The 17,423-nt window shown below is 63.1% G+C and carries 20 protein-coding genes and 1 pseudogene; 2 read left to right on the top strand and 19 right to left on the bottom strand.

Annotated features, from left to right (window positions below):
* Positions 1-10: 10 nt before the first annotated feature.
* Complete coding sequence (locus tag SynBMKMC1_RS08800) at positions 11-1,255, bottom strand: MFS transporter (RefSeq protein WP_186471455.1); 1,245 nt, start codon at positions 1,253-1,255, stop codon at positions 11-13.
* 77 nt (positions 1,256-1,332) lie between these two features.
* Between SynBMKMC1_RS08800 and SynBMKMC1_RS08795 the strand changes: the two genes are divergently transcribed.
* The gene (locus tag SynBMKMC1_RS08795; RefSeq protein ID WP_186473399.1) at positions 1,333-2,901 is read left to right on the top strand and encodes an alpha/beta hydrolase; all 1,569 of its coding nucleotides are present in this window, start codon (positions 1,333-1,335) and stop codon (positions 2,899-2,901) included.
* A gap of 16 nt (positions 2,902-2,917) precedes the next feature.
* On the opposite strand, the gene SynBMKMC1_RS08790 is transcribed toward SynBMKMC1_RS08795, so the two are convergent.
* The 14 genes from SynBMKMC1_RS08790 to SynBMKMC1_RS08725 form a co-directional block, all read right to left on the bottom strand.
* Positions 2,918-3,937, bottom strand: a complete 1,020-nt coding sequence (locus SynBMKMC1_RS08790; protein ID WP_186471454.1) for an ABC transporter permease — start codon at positions 3,935-3,937, stop codon at positions 2,918-2,920.
* Positions 3,934-5,550 (bottom strand): ABC transporter substrate-binding protein, encoded by a 1,617-nt coding sequence (locus SynBMKMC1_RS08785; RefSeq protein WP_186471453.1) that lies wholly within the window; start codon positions 5,548-5,550, stop codon positions 3,934-3,936. Before SynBMKMC1_RS08785 ends, SynBMKMC1_RS08790 begins: the two co-directional genes overlap by 4 nt.
* Before the next feature lie 41 nt (positions 5,551-5,591).
* Positions 5,592-5,834, bottom strand: coding sequence for a hypothetical protein (locus SynBMKMC1_RS08780; protein ID WP_186471452.1), 243 nt, complete (start codon positions 5,832-5,834; stop codon positions 5,592-5,594).
* A gap of 90 nt (positions 5,835-5,924) precedes the next feature.
* Positions 5,925-7,241 (bottom strand): homoserine dehydrogenase, encoded by a 1,317-nt coding sequence (locus tag SynBMKMC1_RS08775; protein WP_186471451.1) that lies wholly within the window; start codon positions 7,239-7,241, stop codon positions 5,925-5,927.
* A 35-nt stretch (positions 7,242-7,276) separates the two neighbouring features.
* Positions 7,277-7,738, bottom strand: coding sequence for a SufE family protein (locus SynBMKMC1_RS08770; protein WP_186471450.1), 462 nt, complete (start codon positions 7,736-7,738; stop codon positions 7,277-7,279).
* A gap of 7 nt (positions 7,739-7,745) precedes the next feature.
* The gene (locus tag SynBMKMC1_RS08765) at positions 7,746-8,219 is read right to left on the bottom strand and encodes a hypothetical protein (RefSeq protein ID WP_186471449.1); all 474 of its coding nucleotides are present in this window, start codon (positions 8,217-8,219) and stop codon (positions 7,746-7,748) included.
* A gap of 55 nt (positions 8,220-8,274) precedes the next feature.
* Positions 8,275-8,463 carry a hypothetical protein gene (locus SynBMKMC1_RS08760; protein WP_255486118.1) on the bottom strand — a complete coding sequence of 63 codons (189 nt, stop codon included), beginning with the start codon at positions 8,461-8,463 and terminating at the stop codon, positions 8,275-8,277.
* Positions 8,464-8,480: 17 nt separating this feature from the next.
* Positions 8,481-9,074, bottom strand: a complete 594-nt coding sequence (locus tag SynBMKMC1_RS08755; protein WP_186471448.1) for a 5-formyltetrahydrofolate cyclo-ligase — start codon at positions 9,072-9,074, stop codon at positions 8,481-8,483.
* A gap of 6 nt (positions 9,075-9,080) precedes the next feature.
* On the bottom strand, positions 9,081-9,545 hold the full coding sequence (gene ruvC / locus SynBMKMC1_RS08750; RefSeq protein WP_011933502.1) for a crossover junction endodeoxyribonuclease RuvC: 465 nt from the start codon (positions 9,543-9,545) through the stop codon (positions 9,081-9,083).
* 21 nt (positions 9,546-9,566) lie between these two features.
* Complete coding sequence (bchI, locus tag SynBMKMC1_RS08745; protein ID WP_186471447.1) at positions 9,567-10,655, bottom strand: magnesium chelatase ATPase subunit I; 1,089 nt, start codon at positions 10,653-10,655, stop codon at positions 9,567-9,569.
* Positions 10,652-12,043, bottom strand: a complete 1,392-nt coding sequence (locus SynBMKMC1_RS08740; RefSeq protein ID WP_186471446.1) for a DUF3370 domain-containing protein — start codon at positions 12,041-12,043, stop codon at positions 10,652-10,654. The genes bchI and SynBMKMC1_RS08740 overlap by 4 nt, the downstream gene beginning before the upstream one ends.
* Positions 12,040-13,188: a serine hydrolase gene (locus tag SynBMKMC1_RS08735; RefSeq protein WP_186471445.1), complete on the bottom strand. Its 1,149-nt coding sequence runs from the start codon at positions 13,186-13,188 to the stop codon at positions 12,040-12,042. The genes SynBMKMC1_RS08740 and SynBMKMC1_RS08735 overlap by 4 nt, the downstream gene beginning before the upstream one ends.
* 24 nt (positions 13,189-13,212) lie before the next feature.
* A complete protein-coding gene (locus SynBMKMC1_RS08730; RefSeq protein ID WP_186471444.1) occupies positions 13,213-13,947 on the bottom strand; it encodes an RNA methyltransferase in 735 nt (244 codons plus the stop codon).
* A gap of 5 nt (positions 13,948-13,952) precedes the next feature.
* Positions 13,953-14,348: a cytochrome c gene (locus tag SynBMKMC1_RS08725; RefSeq protein ID WP_011933497.1), complete on the bottom strand. Its 396-nt coding sequence runs from the start codon at positions 14,346-14,348 to the stop codon at positions 13,953-13,955.
* 47 nt (positions 14,349-14,395) lie between these two features.
* Between SynBMKMC1_RS08725 and petG the strand changes: the two genes are divergently transcribed.
* Entirely contained in the window at positions 14,396-14,509 is a 114-nt protein-coding gene (gene petG / locus SynBMKMC1_RS14700) for a cytochrome b6-f complex subunit V (protein ID WP_006041770.1), read from the top strand.
* A 10-nt stretch (positions 14,510-14,519) separates the two neighbouring features.
* Here petG and rsmD read toward each other — a convergent pair.
* The 4 genes and pseudogenes from rsmD to SynBMKMC1_RS08705 form a co-directional block, all read right to left on the bottom strand.
* Positions 14,520-15,041, bottom strand: a pseudogene (rsmD, locus tag SynBMKMC1_RS08720) (16S rRNA (guanine(966)-N(2))-methyltransferase RsmD); the annotation flags it as partial.
* A gap of 17 nt (positions 15,042-15,058) precedes the next feature.
* Positions 15,059-15,667, bottom strand: coding sequence for an imidazole glycerol phosphate synthase subunit HisH (gene hisH, locus SynBMKMC1_RS08715; RefSeq protein WP_370593912.1), 609 nt, complete (start codon positions 15,665-15,667; stop codon positions 15,059-15,061).
* 44 nt (positions 15,668-15,711) lie between these two features.
* Entirely contained in the window at positions 15,712-16,035 is a 324-nt protein-coding gene (trxA, locus tag SynBMKMC1_RS08710; RefSeq protein WP_006041767.1) for a thioredoxin, read from the bottom strand.
* 219 nt (positions 16,036-16,254) lie between these two features.
* Positions 16,255-17,418, bottom strand: a complete 1,164-nt coding sequence (locus SynBMKMC1_RS08705; RefSeq protein WP_011933494.1) for a GuaB3 family IMP dehydrogenase-related protein — start codon at positions 17,416-17,418, stop codon at positions 16,255-16,257.
* Between the last annotated feature and the right edge of the window lie 5 nt (positions 17,419-17,423).

Genomic DNA, 17,423 nt, shown 5'->3' with positions numbered 1-17,423 from the left:
TGAAAGATTCCTAACGGAGCGAAGCAGTTCTCGGGCTCGAGACATCGTTGGACTTCTCCAGGGGGATGGCGCTCAACCCTGGTGTATAGCGGGGCCTCACGGCTTTGAGCAGCGGCACCATTAGCAGGCACACCGACGCCATCAGGACCCAGAGCAGCAAGCCATGGCCCTGGCGATCGAGCAGGAACCCTGCCATCAGTGGAGCTCCAGTGGCACTAATGGCAAAACACTGGGAAAACAGCGCCATGGCCAGCCCGCGATGTTGAAGGGGCGTTTCTTCCACCATCGCTTCGGCGGCGGTGGGAAGGAAGGCAGCTTCCCCGAAGGCAATCGGCAGCATCGCCAATGCAATGAGGGCGATGCCGCCACTCCAGAGAGCGGAAGCGGCCAACAAGAGGCACCCCAGCACAAACCCACCAAGCCCCATTCCAAGCCCAAAACGCAGGCTGCGACGGGCCACCCAGTTGCCAACGGGCCATTGCAGCGTCACGAGCAGTGCCAGCTGCAGCGCGATCAGTGCGCCGCTCCAGGCTTCGCTCAGGGGTGCTCTGGCCATGCCGCCGCGCACCAGATCGAGGGGGAGGGCGCTCTGCATGAGCGCAATGATCCCGGTAGCCACAATGCTCACCGCAAGCACCGGCATCAAAGGAGGCAGCCATTGCCAGCCATCTGAAGCGGAATCCCTGTCGGCTGGGTCGTCTTCGGCGGGATGCAGCAGAGCGGCACGGCCATCTGGAAGGGGGCGCAGGCTGAGCACCACCAACATCAGAACCACAGCTGCCGCCTCCACCAGATACACCGCACGGATGAGCCCCAAGGCGGTGACCAGCGCACCAATCAAGGCTCCGACGGCGACGCCGAGGGCGTCGGCACTGCGTGCAAGGGCATAGCCGCGGCTGGAGTTGAACCCTGTGCAGCTGAGGGGAACGGCCAGTTCAATCGCTGGGAAATACAACCCAGCGGCAACGCCAATCAGCAACTGGCCCGCGAGGTAGCCGTTGAAACCCTGGGCTTGGAACAGCACCAGATCAGCCAGAAACGCGAGAATGGCGGCGGCGCGCACTGGCCAGGAACAAGACAGGCCCCGATCGAGCAGCACCCCACTCATCAGCCTTGCCGCAGTACCGATCAGCGCAGAAGCCGCAAGTCCCTGGCCGACTTGAATGGCGGTGAAGCTGGCCTGATGAAAAACCATCGGCGTCATGTAGATGACTCCCCCTGCGCCGAGGGATGCCAGCAAACGGATGGATGCCACTTCCTGCAGAGATGCGGGAAACTGGTTCCACCAGTGCACTGGCCTTGGCCTTGGGAGGACGCTTAACAGGACGAAGGATGGCTGTTGGACTGTTCAGCAGTCTGCTGCTCTGGGCTGCCTCTCCGCGACTCGTCCAGGCAGCTGGTGAGCTGGAGGTTCGGCTGGACGGAATGGCGTTGCCGATTTCCATCGACGATCTCGGTGCCTGGGTGCGCAGTGGTGGGGCCCGTTCGTCTGAGTTGGGCGTTTGGTTCAACCTGTTTGAGGCCGAAAGCAGGAAAGGGGTGATCGATCTGCTGCAGGCGCCCTTGATCAACGACAGCAGCATGGCCAGGCAGATCCTCAACAGCTGGGCGGGGCGGCAGTTGTTGGATCAGGTGGGTGATCTGGTGCAGGTGGATGATGAAACCACGGGCCTGACGGTTCAGACCACGCTCGAAGAGCTTCTTGCGCAGCGTCCGGAGGTGACCACGCTCGAGTTGCTGGAGGCACTCCCAGCCAAGAAGGTGCGCCTCGATCTTGATGCGCTGCTGGAGGTGGCGGCCAGTTGGCGGCTGCAGCTCGAGCGTCAGCAGCTGTTGGTGGAGCGTCTGGGACGCCAGCCGCTGTCCCCGCAATCCCTGCCGCAAGCCAGGGAATGGCCTGCGGCCGCTGATGGCCGGCTCGAACGCTTGGCTCTGCCGGTGCCCCATCGCGAGCGTGATCTTCAACTGCAGCTCTGGCTTCCCGATGCAGCGCTGGAAGGCCAACGCCGCTCCTGGCTGGTGCTGATGCCGGGGCTGGGCGGAAGCCCTGACCACTTCGCTTGGTTGGGGCGAGCGCTCAGCCGCAACGGCTGGCCTGTGGTTGTGCTGGAACACCCGGGCAGTGATGCGGTGGCTGTGCAGGCCCTTCTGGAGGGCAGGCGTCCGCCGCCGGGAGCGGAAGTGCTTCCAGAGCGTTTGCGCGATTTGCAGGAGGTGCTGTCGGCGCAGGGGAGGGGAGATCTGCCGCTTTCGGGGGATCAACTGGTGCTTGTGGGGCACTCCCTCGGTGCATTGACGGCTTTTCTCGCCAGTGGAGCCCAGCCTGAGCAAGGGCTGGGACGACGCTGCCGAACGGTGATGGATGACCTGCCGCTCAGCAATCTCTCCCGGCTGTTGCAGTGCCAGATCCAGGATGTGGCGCTGCCAGGCTTTCCGCCGCCAGCGTCACTGGCGGGGGTGGTGGGCCTCAACAGCTTCGGCAGCCTGCTCTGGCCGCGGCGCTTGCCTGTTGCCAGCGATATTCCCGTGTTGCTCAGCGGTGGCTCTTTGGATTTGATCACACCTCCACTCAGCGAACAGCTGGGTCTGCTGCGGGCATTGCCGTCCAATCCGGGCACGCGCGCTGTGCTGGTGGAGGGTGCTAGTCATTTTTCACCGGTGCGTGTCGAGGGACAACGCGGTGGCGAGGGGGAGGATCTCTTCCAGCTCGGCGAGGAGTTCGTTGGCGTGCAGCCGCTTCAGGTTCAGGCTCTGCTGAAACAGGAAATTCTGCGCTTTCTCGAAGCTTTGGAAAGCGGTCGTCGGGTGAAGCGTGCAGAAGCAGACGCCGAACATCTTCAGGTGGGGGCCCTGCATCTCTATCGCCTGAATCAAGCGGGAGCAGCACGCTTGCTGGATTGAACCAAAGCTGATTGAGTCAGTACCGCACCCGAGGATCCAGAAGGGCCACCAACAGATCCACCGCCACACTCACCAACACCACCAAGGAGGCCACCACCACCACGATTCCTTGCACAACGGGGTAGTCGCGTTGGTTGATGCTTTCCTGAAGACGCAAGGCGATCCCTGGCCAGGAGAACGTCACTTCGATCAACAGCGCTCCACCGATCAACGACGCCACGGTGATGCCAGCGATGGTGAGCACGGGGAGTAGGGCATTGGGCAGCGCGTGCCGCAGCACCACCTGCGTCTCATTCAGTCCGCGGCTGCGAGCCGCTTCCACGTAATCGGAACGCAGGCTGCGATTGAGATTCAGGCGCAAGGCATTGGTGAACACACCGCTCAAGAGCAGCCCCAACGTGCAGGCGGGAAGCACCAGGTGGCGCAAGCTTCCTTGCAGAGCTCGCCAATCACCGCTGAGCAGGCTGTCGGCAATCAAAAAGCCGCTTCCTTCTGGCGGAACCATCCCCGGTGGAAAACGCCCACCCACCGGTAACCAGCCGAGCATCACGGCAAACAGAAGCTGGGCCAGCATCGCCACCCAAAACGGCGGCAGGGCGTAGGTGCCGATCCCGTAAAAACGGCCAGCAAGATCCAGGCGTCCTTCCGATCGGGCGATGGCGGTGAATCCCACGGCGAGTCCGACCACCGCCGCCACCACCAAGGCGGTGACACTGAGCTCCAAGCTGGCGGGGAGGGCCCGGCCGATGATCCCGGTGACTGGGTTTTCATCGATCAGCGACAAGCCCAGATCGCCATGCACAAGGTCCCAGAGGAAATTGAGGTACTGCTTGCCCAGGGATTGATCGAGGCCGAGTTGGGCGCGCAGTTCAGCTTTGACCTCCTCAGGTGCGCGGCTGCCCAGAACCGCATCCACAGGATCGCCAGGGGCGACCCTCAGGAGCAGGAACACGAGGGTGGAGATCAGCCAAAGCATTACTGGCGCCAGGGCCAGGCGCGTGCTGACGTAACGCAGCAGTTCGCGTCCGCGACTCATCGGCGCACCTCCTTGAGTTGGGCCAGCTTGACCTGACCGTTGCCGTCGAATTCCGGGGTGGCGAGGCTGGTCTGGCTCCAGGCCCGGGCTGTGACCAGCCAAACGGGGATGTAGGCCGAGCCTTGAGCGGCCATCGCTTCGATGGCTTCGAGCTCATCCAAACGCTTGCGGCCCCGGTTGCGATCGGACTGCTGCAAGGCGCGATTGAGTCCCGGTGTGGTCCAGAAACTGCCGCTCTTCGCCGCTTCACCGCGTTCGCAGATGAATCCTTTCGAGGCCTTGCAGCTCAGCAGCGGGGATAGGTAGGCCTCAGGATCCGGATAAGGCCCTCGCCAATCGAGCATCACTGCTGCAAAGGTTCCATCCCCCAGTTGGCGATACACGGTGGTTGATTCCATGCCGTTGAGGTCCAGAGTCAGGCAGTCGGGGAGGTCGCGCTGCAGCTGCGCTTGCCAGATCAGGGCCATCAGGCGGTCCGCCGGCACATTGGAGCGATAGGTGAAGGGAACTGAGAGCACCCGTCCGTTGCAGTAGCCGGCGTTCTGCAGCAAGGTTCGAGCCTTGGCGATGTTGAGGCTGGGCCAAGGATCACCCTCCCCCCCTTCCAGACCGGGCGGAACGAGCGAGCGCAAAGGTGGTCGCAGGCCGTGGCTCACCCTTTGGCTGATGAGGTCGCGGTCGAGGCTGAGGGCCATGGCCCTACGCACCCGAGGATCCTGGAACGGTGGGGCGTTGCTCAGCAGGGTGACGTATCCGATCACCAAGGCCGGACCTTTGCCCTCGCGCAGCATCCCCTTGTCGGCCAGGCGATTCAAGGCCAGGCGCTGATCTTCGTCGATGGCATCGGAGAGAAGCACATCGACCTCACCGCTGCTCATGGCGCCGAACAGTGCCGTGGAATTGCTCAGGTAGATCATTTCGAGCCCCGCATTGCGCGGTGGCTCTCCCCAGTACTGGTCGAAGGGCTCCAGGCGCTGCTCAACCGCTCTGAAATGGGTCAGGCGGTACGGCCCGGTGCCGATAAAGCGGTCGTTGAGAGCGCGATTCTCGTAATCCCTGTAGGCGGTGGGGGACACCGGCGTGAGATTTGTGGAGGTCAGCAGGTTCACCAGGGAGGTGGACGGGCGGCTGAGCTGAAGGCGGAGTTGGAAGGGTTTCGGGGTCTCGACTGCGGTGATGCGTCCGCCCACGATGTAATTCAGACGTCCGATGCGCAGAAACCGGCGCAGGCTGAAGGCCATCGCTTCAGCGTCGAAGCGGGTGCCGTCGTGGAAGAGAACATCCTCACGCAGCGGAATCGTGATGGTGCGTCCGTCAGCGCTGATGTCAGGCAGGGCTGAGGCCAGGGATGGTTGCAGATCACCGCTGGCTGAGCGCTTGTAGAGGGTGTCTCCGATGGCACTCAGCAGCTGCAGAGCTCCGAAGGTGTTGGCACGAGCTGGATCCAGGGCACTGATCCGCCCCGCGCTGGCCACGATGAGGCGGTCGCTGGTGCGGCTGGGCTGACAGGCCGTCTGACCGAAACAGAGCGCCAGGGTCCCAAGGAGGGTCAGAGAGCCCTTGATCCAAGGAAACGCGGTGGGGCCGCGGCCTGTCGTGCTCGATTCGCTCACGCCTGGGTGTTCAGACCCAGCCATTCAAAAGCCCTGAGGCCTCAATCGGCACGGGATTCACTGTGAATCTGATCGAGAGGCACCTCGAACACGGGCGACCCTTTTGGTTCCAGAGGCCATTGGCGCACCCAGCAGCGATCGTGATCGCCATCGATGCCAATCACCTGAAACAACCCGTTATTGCTGTGAAGCCGGATGCAATCGCCCTGGTGAAGGCTCATGACGGATCTTGATACGAGCTGGTCGCAGCGTTGCCCGAGCAGGACGGAGGTTTCGTTCGGCATGAACGGTTTGCAGCACAGATCTGCGAATGCAGACCTGCTCTGTGATGGTTCTTACGACTCTGCCCTATGCCGGGGGGTGTTCGCCAGGGCTCAGAGGCAACCCAGGTGGGAGGCCAGGAGGCGAACTTCCGGCAGGGCCGTGATCGCGCTCAATGCCTTCTGCATTGCACCGCTGCTCACTTCATGGGTGATGACAACGATCTCAGCGCCTTCATCGCAGGCATCGAACTGCACGATCGACTGGATGGAGACCTCCTGGTCTCCAAAGCAGCTGCCGATTCGGCCGATCACCCCGGGGGCGTCATCCGTGTTGAATCGCACATAATTCCGCTGGCGGATCTCGCCTCCCTGCACCAGGCGGCATGCACGCCAACTGCTGGCTGCCAGAAGCGGGTCGAGGCCGCCAGGCGCGGCATTGAGTTGGCGGATTCCAGCGATGTTGAGAATGTCGGCCACCACCGCCGATGCGGTTGGCCCTGATCCGGCGCCAGGTCCGTAGAACATCACCCGACCCACCGGGTCTCCCTCGACGAGAATGGCGTTGTTGACCCCGTGAACCCCTGCCAGGGGATGGTCTTTCGGGACCAGAGTGGGTTGCACGCGTACGGCTAGAGGCAGCGCCGGTGAAGCATCGCTCGTGGTTTCAATCCGCTCAGCAATGGCCAGGAGCTTGACGCCGTATCCGAGCTGCGTGGCGTAATCCACATCCTTGCTCTGCAGGTTGCTGATCCCGCTGGTTGGGATGGCGTCGCGATCGATCGGTCCACCGAAGGCCAGGCCCGAGAGAATGGCAATCTTGTCTGCGGCATCGTGGCCTTCGACGTCCGCGGCAGGATCGGCTTCGGCGTAGCCGAGATCCTTAGCGTCCTTGAGAACGGCGTAGTAATCAGCCCCCTCATCAGCCATGCGGCTGAGGATGTAGTTGGTCGTGCCGTTGATGATCCCGCTCACCCGGTTGATCCTGTTGCTGCCCAGAGACTGCTTGAGCGGTTCGATGATGGGAATGCCGCCGCCAACGGCGGCTTCGATCAGCACATACACCCCGGCGGCAGCGGCGGCCGATGCGATCTCCTCGCCATGGCGGGCGATCACTGCTTTATTGGCGGTCACCACCGACTTGCCGGCAGCGATCGCGCGCATGATCAGGGTGCGAGCCGGCTCAATCCCGCCCATCACCTCGACCACCACCTGAACCTCGGGGTCGTCCACCACGGCCTCCGGGTCGGTGGTGAGCTTTTCCTGGGGGATGGCGACCGGACGGGAACGGTTGAGGTCGCGCACGGCGACACGCACGAGGTCCAGCTCGGCGATCAGGGGGTGACGACCCTCAGGACTCGTGAGAATGGTGGCGACACCGGCGCCGACGGTTCCGAGGCCGAGCAGGCCAATGCCGATCCTTGTCGCCATGGGGCGGGTCCGTTAACTGCGGTGAACTCCCTACTTTAGGCAGCGGTGGATCCAGAATTGGACGTGAGCGCTTCGGCCTGGGCCTGCATGGTGCGCAGGATGTTCAGGAAACCGTTGGCGCGTGACGGCGTCAGGCTGGCCTGCAGGCCGGTCGCAGCGATCACCCCTGGGTCCACAGCCATCACCTCCGTTGGAGTGAGATCTGTCAATCCTTTGATCAGAAGCGCCAGCAGTCCTTTGGTGATCAGGGCGTCCGAGTCTCCCTGCCAGCGCAGGCGTCCATCCACCAGGTCGGAGGCGATGAACACCTGGGACACACATCCCTTCACCTTGCGCTCTTCGGTTTGAAGTTCAACGGGCATCGCCGGCAGTTTTTTGGCCAGCCACAGCACGTATTCGTAACGTTTGCGTGGGTCTGGCGTGCCACTTAGGCGATCGGTGAGCTGATCCAGGGCAGCGCTGCCATAGCGGGTCGACGCGTTGCCTTGGTCTGCCATAGCCGATTCAGTGGTGGCGGTCGTGGCCTCGAACCTTAGCGATCGTGCACACCAAGCCGACCAAGGCCGGCGCGGACAGCCAGGCGATCCAGGGCAGAGGCTGTGGGCCCTCCACCACCTCGTCGAGGTTCACCACCCCTCGCTGCAATGGAAGCGTGAGGTAGTCGCGGTGGCCAGGGCCCCCGTCCACCTGAAGGTCCACCAGCCCATCCTCCACGGCCGGGAGCTGCAGCTGGAGGCGTCCGTCGGCGTCGATCGTGCCGAGCTCTTCGCCAGCACTGCCGTCCGCTTGAAGCAGCCTCACAACTGCCCCTTCCACGGGCTCACCTGTTGAGAAGCTGCTGGTCAGCTCGAGCTGTCCATCGAGGTAGCGCAAACTGCTTTCCACGCCGTGGGCATCAGCCGATGGCGGCTGAATCAGGCCGGAGATCACGGCAACGGCAGACAGGGCGCAAAGGCGGGGCCACAGGGGCATGGGCATCCGGGTCTGGAGTCCCCATCCTGCGGCTGATCAGGGCCTCAGGCCAGAGGGGGCCTCAGGATTGGCGCGCCACGGCGCGGAACATGCGCCCCATGGCATTCAGCATCAGTTCTACCGCCTGCGGCTGACTCTGGCCTCGCTCGCTCAGTTCACGGGCAATCACTCTCTGGGCAAGGGTGAGCTGATGCGGATCCGAGCAGTTCTGCTGGCGCAATGCCGGGCTGACCGAAGGGTTTGGATTCACCGGATTGCCTTGGGATCTCACTCTTCGACCTTACAAACGCCCTGTTCAGTCGCCCATCCATCGAATGGGCGATCCCAGGGATCGCGTGGCAACCGCTCTGGGCTGATGCAGGCGTCGGGAAGCACCACCAGGGCTGGCACCTCGCACCAGAGAGGTTGGGCTCTGAGGCGGTCGTAGTACCCCCCGCCGTAGCCGAGACGAACACCATCGCGATCCACAGCCAGGGCCGGAACCAGCAGCAGATCCAGTTGATCCGCCGTCAAAGGAGGCTGATTCAGAGGAGCCGGAATGCCACATCCGTCGTCGATCAACGGTTCAGTACCCCAGGGGTGGTAACTGAGATGCCCCTGGCCATCGGCAGCCGGCAGGGCCAGGGTCAGCCTCAGCTCCTCCACCAAGCAGGGCCGCAGCACCGTTAAGTCCACCTCCCCCGGCAGAGGCCAGTACAGACCGATGTATCCCTGGAGTGAACTGAGGGCATGCCGGGCGCGGATTGCTCCAAGAACCTGTTGGGCGACCCCTGCCTGCAGATTGGGGTTGTCGCGCAGAGCCTGCGAGCGCCGCTGCCGGTACAGGCGGCGCAACTCCCGCTTGCAGGTGTTCATCGGCATCACCGGTCAGCGTTGAAACCAACCCGTGAGGGCAACGGCCAGGGCGTCAGCCGCATCATCCGGTCTTGGCGGGGTCTCCAGCGACAGTTCGCGCATCACCGCCTCGAGCACCTCATCTTTGTCTGCATGCCCGTGGCCCGTCAGGGCTTGCTTGATCTGCATCGGCGGAAATTCCACGATCGGCAGCCCGAATCGGCTGAGGGTCATGATCACCACGCCGCGGGCCTGAACAACGGCAATCGTGTTGCTGGAGCGGTAGAAGAAGAATTTTTCGACAGCGGCCAGCTCCGGCTTCCAGGCTCGGATGAGCTGGCGCAGATCCCGGGCGATTTCCACCATGCGCTCACCCTCCGGACGCCCTGAATCGGTTCGGATGATTCCGCAATCGAGCATGGTTTGCTCCCTCCCTGCGGTCTCGATCACGCCGTAGCCCACCCGTGCGAGCCCGGGGTCGATGCCGAGAATGCGCACGGGGACAGCTCTCCGGTGCGCTCAGGCTGCTAGAGCCAGCTCGAACGCGTTGCGATCGTCGCTTTCGCTGCGCTCGAACACCTTGCAGAACACCTTCACCACCCGATCGCCAGAATCGATCTGCTCGAGGGGGTCCTTGCGCAAACGGTGACGCAGGCAGCAGGACGCCACGCGGGCCACATCGTCTTCGCTGACTTCCGTGCGGCCTTCGAAGGCTGCAAGGGCTCGGGCGGCGCGGTTGGTGACAATGTCGCCGCGCAGGCCATCCACATCCAGCTCGCCGCAAACGGCGGAGATCCGCAGCCGCAGGTCGTCGTCGATCTCAACCTGGTCGAGGCGCTGCTGCGCCTCGATAACGCGTTGCTGCAGGGCTTGCTGTCCTTCCTCGACGGCGGTGGAGAACCCGTCGGGATCCGTGTCGAAGGCCGTTCGTTGGTCGACCACCTGAACACGCAGCTCAGGATCGCGAACGGTGCGCACCTCCACGCTCATGCCGAAGCGGTCGAGCAGCTGGGGACGCAGTTCACCTTCTTCCGGGTTGCCGGATCCGATCAGAACAAAGCGGGCCGGGTGACGTACCGAAACACCTTCCCGTTCCACGGTGTTCCAGCCCGAGGCCGCTGAATCGAGCAGCACGTCTACCAGATGATCATCGAGGAGATTCACCTCATCGACGTACAGCAGGCCTCGGTTCGCTTTGGCCAGCAGACCGGGTTCAAAAGCGCGAACCCCTTCACTGAGCGCTTTCTCAATGTCGATCGTGCCGCAGAGCCTGTCTTCGGTGGCGCCCAAAGGCAGATCCACCATGGGCACCTGACGCTCCTCGGTGCTGAGGGCTTCACCATGCTCCAGGCGCTGGCGCACATCACTGCTTTGCAAATCGGGATCGCTGGGGGAGCTGTTGTAAGGGTCGCCGGCGACCACCTCGATGCCCGGCAAAAGATCGGCCAGGGCACGGATCGTGGTGGATTTTCCCGTGCCACGGTCGCCCATGATCATCACGCCGCCGATGCGGGGATCGATCACATTGAGGAGCAGAGCAAGCTTCATCTCCTCCTGGCCGATCACGGCGGTGAACGGGAAGACTCTGCGCTTGCGCGGTGAACTCACGGACGACTGTTTAAAGCTGTTGAGGATTGTTTCACAGGCAGGAGGGTCAAGACCTGTGGTGGGGTTGCATCCGCTGGGTACACCAGCCGGATTCGCACCTTGCGTCGTTCGCCAGGCGCCAGGGTGACCCGACCGAGTTCCGGGCCCTGCTGACCGCGGCGCAACACCAGGTGGAATCGCCGCCTGCCTTGCGCCTGCCCCTGCGCATCGTCCAGGCCGCGCACTTCAATCGGTCCGCGGAACATCACTGGGCTGCTGTTGCCGCCACCAAAACGCAGCTGCTTGCTGTTGCTTCCGTTCTTATCGGGTGATTCCAGGGCTAAAGCCACCGTGCGGGGCGTGGCGCCTCGATTCTTCAGGGGAAGGGTGAGGTCGTATTCCACTCCGTAGTTGCCATGGGCGGCCCAGGCGGTGCCGTCATCAAACACCTTGAGTTCGGCGGTTTGCACCTGGCCCGTTTGCAGGTCGCCCCTCTCCAGGCTGCTGATCGGCCAGGACACTGGCTTGCCGCTCAAGGCCAGATCCGTGGATCCTGGATCGGTGAGCGTGGCCGTCCAAGTGGAGCCGATCTGAACGCCGCTCACCCGTGAGTAGATGATTTTTCCCTTGCTGCCGCGAGGGGTGGGGCTGTGCTCCTTCGGGCTCTGTTGGCCTGAGGCCAGCAGGTTCTGCAAACGGCTGAGCGTTGGTGCTCGCTCCCCTTCGCCATAGGCGGCCACCGTGGCCAGATGCACGGGGCCGGAACTCTGCAGGCGCATTTGCAGGTTGCGGCCGTTCAGGAGCGGGTCAAGCCCTGCCACCGGGATCGGCAGCACCACGAGGGCACTGGCCGACCCAGGGGCGATGCGCCAAGACTCCGGCAATTCCGGCGCGCTCTCACCGCGCAGGATGTCGCCCGCAACGCGGCTTCCAGGCCCGGCAGCGATGGGGGTTCCGCTTTCGCTCATCAGCGCAGGCAGGGGCAGGAAGGGAGCTGCCGTTTGGCCCTTGCGGGTGGCCTGCGACAGGGAGGTGCTGCCCCCCAGCAGCTCCAGGGTGACCGCTGCATCACCGATCGGTTGCGCCAGCACTGCAAGCCAGAGGGTGGACGTCTCTTCGTCGTCTTTGCCTGCAAACACGTGATGGCTGAAGAGGTCGAAGCGACCGTTCAACGCCAGATCGAGGCCAGGTGGTTGGCGGAATGTGGACACCAGGATGCCCTCACCGGTGATCAGTTCCGGGTTGTTGTCGTTCACCACCAGCACCTCATCCAGCTGGCCAGGCAGGGCCCGCACCTGCTGGCTGCGGATCACCGCCTGGGGGGCATCGGCCACGGCCGGTGCGCCGAGCCAGGGCAACACCAGCAGGGTGAGGGCCGTCAGAGCGCGCCGGGAGTGAAAACAGGTCATGGGTTGATGCTGGCGGCGGCGGCGGTGTTACGGGTCACCGCGGGTTTGGGTTTGAGAACCGGCGCCATGGCGGCAGCCAGCTTGCGGATCAGTTCGGTGGAACGGGGATCATTGAAGGGGCCTTTCACCAGAAACGCGGCCACGGCCCTGCTGCCATCAGGAAGTTCAATCAGCCCCGCGTCGGCGTAGGCGATGCCGATGTCGCCGGTCTTGTTGAGCACCCGGTATCCCTTGATCATCAGGCTGTCGTCGGGTGCACCCTGTTGACCGCCGAGTCCTCGCAGCAGGCCCTTGGGCAGCAGCGTGTTGGTCACCGAGGTGCCCATCACCTCGCGGAAGAGATCGCGGCTGCGGATCGACAGGGCTTCGCCGGTGTCGACCAGGGCGATGGAGCGTGCCAGATCCCTTGCGCTGGTGGTGTTGGTTCCCTTGAGGTCGGGCAACCAGTTGTTCACTGCAGTGGCACTCAAGCCCAGGGCATTGAAGCGGGCGTTGAGGGCCTCTTTGCCCCCAAGCCGTTCAATCAGGAGGTTGGTGGCCGTGTTGTCGCTCACTCGGATCATTTCCGTGGCCACCTCATGGGTTGGGAAGCGGGTGCCGAGGGGCTTGGAGGCCATCCATCCCGCACCGCCGCCCACCACGGCTTTGCTGAGTTGCAGCGGTTCGTTCCAGCTGAGCTTTCCGGCATCCAGTTCCTCAAGGGTCACCAGCAGGATCGGTGTCTTGATGGAGCTGGCTGCTGGCAAGGCCGTGTCAGGAGCCAGCTGGGCATAGCGGCCGTCATCGAGCACCAGCATGAAGGCGCTCACCGTGAGATCCGGCTGGCCTGCCGCCAGTTGTTTCCAGCGATCACTCAGGGCCTTTAGCTCATTATTGGTCTGAAATCGTCCGAGCGATTGGGTGCGCTTGGCTTGCTTGGGCGCTGGGGTTGGCGATCCGGCTTTCGTTTCAGGGCTGCGCGGGGACCCTGGAAGGCTGATCCACCTCGGCAGGGTGAGCTCCCCCCTCTGCACCGCCGGGCCCGCCAGTTTGAGCAGAGAGCCAGTGATCACGCCGAGTCCGACGCCCATCAGGATGAGTCTGAGCAGCAACCGCAGCGGGCGACCCCAGCCCGAGGACTGGCGACTGGATCGACTGGAGGACAAGGGGCTTCGCTGGAAAACCAGAGATTACGGGCGGTGGCAACGGATCGCCCAGCGCAGTTGACGCACCATGCCGCGGAGCATGGCGAGTTCCTGGGCCTGAATGCTGGCTCGCCGCAGGAGGCCTTTGATCTTCGCCATGCGCGCTTTGGCGGTATGAGGCAGCAGAAACCCCACGTCCAGAAGCAGCGCCTCGGCGTCCCTCAGGCAAGCCTCCAGCTGGGGTGGTGCCGCTGCTTCTGATGCCTGCAGCGCCTGTTGATCGTCCGCTGCAGCACCGATCCTGCTGCGCTGGAGGTCGTGCAGCACGATCGCCACAGCATGGGAGAGATTCAGCGACGGGTAGTGATCGCCTGTGTGCAGGCGCACCACGCGATGGCTGAGCAGTAACTCCTCATTGCTCAAGCCGCGATCTTCACGACCGAACACCAGGGCCACCTGAGCGCCGCTCCTCAGGCCTTCTCCAACCCAGGGCATCACCTGATCCGTTGTTTGCAGGGGGATGTCGCCATGGTCGATGCGCCCGCAGCTGGCCACCACGCGCTGGCAATCGCTGAGGGCCTCAAGGAGCGTTGTGAAGGTGCTGGCCTGGTGCAGCACCGTTTGCCCATGCACGGCCATGCGCAGGGCCTGCGCATCGTTGGGGTTGCAGCGCGGGGCGACAAGCCTTAGGTCGTTGATTCCGAAATTGGCGCACAACCTGGCCACGCTGCCCACGTTGAGAGGGCCCGCTGGCTCTACCAAAACAACGGTGAGACCCAAGAGTTCTAGGTAACGGTCTTGAGATAGCTGAGCAGATCGGCCATGCCCTGGGGTTCGATCTCGAAGCGAGGCATCGGTGGCGTTTCTCCGCTCACGATCTGATGAATGATCGAACGATCCGATCGCTTCGCCGAGACACCCTGAAGGTTTGGCCCCACCAGACCCTGGCCTGCAATGCCGTGACAACCGGCGCAGTTGATGCGGAAGAGTTGACCTCCATGGGATACCTCACCACTCAGCGACAGGGTTGCCTTGCTGTAGGGGTCGAGACGGTTGACCCCGAACAACCACACCAGCATCACCAGAGCGGTGACCCCGGCTACGGCAACGAGTGCCGAAACCAAGCCGCGTTTGCGATCTGCGGGTGCAGCAGTTGATGACGGAACCGTCACAGAGGCCATGAGTGCATGGAACAATTGTGCTGAATCAATCAACCGGGCGCGACCTGATGATCGAACCCCTTCTCTGCGGCATTGTTCTCGGGCTGATCCCGGTCACCCTTCTGGGCCTGTTTGTGGCTGCTTGGAATCAGTACCGCCGCGGCAGTGCTCTCGGGGGCTAAGCAATAGCAGCGCGCTGGTTCCGTAGCGTCGGCGATCCACTTCAGTCCAGCCGGGTGGTGGATCCAAGCGGTCGTGACTGGCGTGTTCGCAAATCACAAGGGCATCGTTGCTAAGCCAGTTCCTCGTGCGTAGACCATCGAGGGTGGCTTGATACTGGCCTGCTGCATAGGGTGGATCGACATACACGAGCGAGAAGGGCTCGACGTTCTCAGGGCGACCAGCCTCGAGCCAGGGCATCAGATCTTTGCGAATCACGCGAATCTCGATTGGCTCCTCCCTCGATGCTGCGACCAGTTCCAGGTTCTGGCGGCAAATCGCTGCGACGCGTGCGTTGTTTTCAACGGCCCAAACTCTGGAGGCCCCCCGTTGAATCGCTTCGCAGCCCATCACGCCGCTGCCGCTGAAGAGATCAAGCCAGTGCGCGTCCTCCAACACACCAGCGAGCATGTTCATCAAGGCTTCCCTCACCCTCGCTGTGGTGGGGCGTGTTCCCTGACCCTGGGGACTGCGCAGGCGTCGACCACCGATCATCCGCAACTGGGCGCTGCTCACGCTGACAACGGCGCCCCTGCCTGAAGCCACAGGAGCCAGCGTTTCAGCAGTTCAGCGCCGGCGCGCCCTGATTTTTCAGGGTGGAACTGACAGGCGCCGACCCTCCCATGCCAAACCATGGCCGTGGCAACGCCGTTGCCGAATCCCACATCAGCGGCCCGATCCTGCTCCAGAGCGGGGTGGGCTGCGAAGGAATGCACGAAATACACCCAGGGATTCTCGGCTCCTGCAGGCAGGAGCGGGCAGGGATGGCGGTGATCTAATTTCCCCCAGCCCATGTGGGGGATGCGTTCACCCTGGCCGCTCGGCAGCCGGCAGACGCTGCCCTTGAAGAGCCCCAAACCCGGCGACTCACCCTCTTCGCTGCGTTCGAACAGAAGCTGCAAACCAAGGCAGATACCCAGTAGCGGGCGGTCAGCTTGGCCCCATTCTTGGAGGTGAGGAATCAACCCTGTGCTGCGCAGTTGCTCCATGGCCGGGTCGAAAGATCCGACGCCTGGAAGAATGAGCGCATCACAGTTGGCAAAGTCGTCTGAGCAGCGAACTGGCGTCAGTGACTGTCCGAGCCGCTCAAAGCACTTGGTAACGGAATGGAGGTTCCCCATCCCGTAATCGATGAGGCCAACGGTGGTTGAAGCCAGTGGTGAACTCAGAGATATTTGGCAATCGTGCCAGAGAGGGTCGCCTTGGGAACAGCTCCCACAACCGTGTCCACTTTCTGGCCACCCTTGAACACCATCAGGGTGGGGATGCTGCGGATCCCGAACTGACTGGCCACGTTGGGATTCTCATCGGTGTTCAGCTTGAACACCTTGATCTTGCCCTCGAATTCCTTGGAGATCTCATCAACGATGGGAGCCACCATCCGGCAAGGGCCACACCAAGGAGCCCAGAAATCAACGAGCACGGGAACGTCGCTTTGGAGGACGTCCTGTTCGAATGAAGCGTCGGTAACAGCAGCAGCGCTAGACATTCCGTGGCAGTCGAGATGGGCGAAATTTAGCAACCGTTTTCTTGGTTGCCGCTCATTGTCATCTCTCAGCGTTTGAACTGTGATGGATGACTGAAGAAGACAGAAAGCCCGAACGCGTCGGGCCGGGGGGTGTGAGGAGTGTGTGGGCATACGCCCGCACACCTCGAGAGTACCGCGTGTCTTGCTTTTGCGTCATGTGTCTCGTGGTGAGACTTGTGACTATTTGCCCATGCCCAGTTGCTGGGCTTTCTGGTACACCTTGCCCTCAGTGAGCAGGGACGGGGCAACAACCACCTCCACCGATTGCATTTCTTTGATGGTGCGGGCACCAAGTGTCCCCATGGAGGTTTTCAGAGCGCCGAGCAGGTTGTGGGTTCCGTCATCGAGCTTGGCTGGCCCCCGCAGGATTCGCTCCAGGCTTCCCGTGCTCCCCACATTGATGCGGGTGCCCCGCGGCAGAACTGGGCTGGGTGTGGCCATGCCCCAGTGGAATCCGCGCCCTGGGGCTTCCTCCGCCCGGGCGATGGGCGAGCCGATCATCACGGCATCGGCGCCACAGGCAATGCATTTGCAGATGTCGCCTCCGGTGACGATTCCGCCATCGGCAACGATCGGCACGTAGCGGCCGCTCTCCTGTTCGTAGTCGGCACGAGCAGCGGCGCAATCGGCAACAGCGGTGGCCTGGGGAATGCCAACACCGAGAACGCCCCGCGATGTGCAGGCTGCACCTGGGCCAATGCCCACCATCACGCCTGCAGCACCAGCACGCATCAGCTGGAGGGCCACGTCATAGGTGACGCAGTTTCCAATCACAACCGGCACGCCCATGTCCCGGCAGAGGGCTTCCAGGTTCAGGCTTTCGCGTCCTTCCGGACCGATGTGCTCCGTGGACACCACCGTGGCCTGAACAAAAAACAGATCGGCACCGGCCTCGGCAATGGCTTTGCCGAAGCGCATGGCGGCAACCGGGGTGCCGCTGACGGCGGCGATTCCTCCCTGGGCCTTGATGTCTTGGATGCGCTTGCGGATGAGACGCTCCTGCACGGGCTCGCTGTAGAGCTCCTGCATGAGCGGCACGAAAGCGTCTTTGCCGACGGACGCGATGCGATCGAGGGCATCGTTGGGGTCGTCGTAACGGGTTTGAACACCTTCGAGGTTGAGCACGCCAAGGGCGCCGAGTTTGGAGAGCTTCACTGCCATCTCAACGTCCACCACGCCGTCCATGGCGCTGGCGATGATCGGGATCTCCCGCTCGATTCCACCAAGCGTCCAGCGGGTGTCGGTGACCTCGGGATCCACGGTCCGACCGCCCGGAACCAGGGCAATCTCATCGATGCCATAGGCCCGACGTACAACCTTGGAGCGTCCGAGCTGAATGTCCACCGCAG

It is taken from the genome of Synechococcus sp. BMK-MC-1, from assembly GCF_014279955.1.
Classification (GTDB): domain Bacteria; phylum Cyanobacteriota; class Cyanobacteriia; order PCC-6307; family Cyanobiaceae; genus Synechococcus_C.
This window is presented reverse-complemented; position numbering and strand designations above follow the sequence as displayed.

Bases quoted from the DNA above. Each gene is read 5' to 3' on its own strand.
- SynBMKMC1_RS08795 (WP_186473399.1), top strand. From the start codon at position 1,333: ATGGCTGTTGGACTGTTCAGCAGTCTGCTGCTCTGGGCTGCCTCTCCG.
- SynBMKMC1_RS08725 (WP_011933497.1), bottom strand. From the start codon at position 14,348: ATGGCCTCTGTGACGGTTCCGTCATCAACTGCTGCACCCGCAGATCGC.
- SynBMKMC1_RS08740 (WP_186471446.1), bottom strand. From the start codon at position 12,043: ATGACCTGTTTTCACTCCCGGCGCGCTCTGACGGCCCTCACCCTGCTG.
- SynBMKMC1_RS08775 (WP_186471451.1), bottom strand. From the start codon at position 7,241: ATGGCGACAAGGATCGGCATTGGCCTGCTCGGCCTCGGAACCGTCGGC.
- SynBMKMC1_RS08765 (WP_186471449.1), bottom strand. From the start codon at position 8,219: ATGCCCATGCCCCTGTGGCCCCGCCTTTGCGCCCTGTCTGCCGTTGCC.
- hisH (WP_370593912.1), bottom strand. From the start codon at position 15,667: ATGGGGAACCTCCATTCCGTTACCAAGTGCTTTGAGCGGCTCGGACAG.
- trxA (WP_006041767.1), bottom strand. From the start codon at position 16,035: ATGTCTAGCGCTGCTGCTGTTACCGACGCTTCATTCGAACAGGACGTC.
- SynBMKMC1_RS08790 (WP_186471454.1), bottom strand. From the start codon at position 3,937: ATGAGTCGCGGACGCGAACTGCTGCGTTACGTCAGCACGCGCCTGGCC.
- SynBMKMC1_RS08770 (WP_186471450.1), bottom strand. From the start codon at position 7,738: ATGGCAGACCAAGGCAACGCGTCGACCCGCTATGGCAGCGCTGCCCTG.
- SynBMKMC1_RS08780 (WP_186471452.1), bottom strand. From the start codon at position 5,834: ATGCCGAACGAAACCTCCGTCCTGCTCGGGCAACGCTGCGACCAGCTC.
- petG (WP_006041770.1), top strand. From the start codon at position 14,396: ATGATCGAACCCCTTCTCTGCGGCATTGTTCTCGGGCTGATCCCGGTC.
- SynBMKMC1_RS08755 (WP_186471448.1), bottom strand. From the start codon at position 9,074: ATGCCGATGAACACCTGCAAGCGGGAGTTGCGCCGCCTGTACCGGCAG.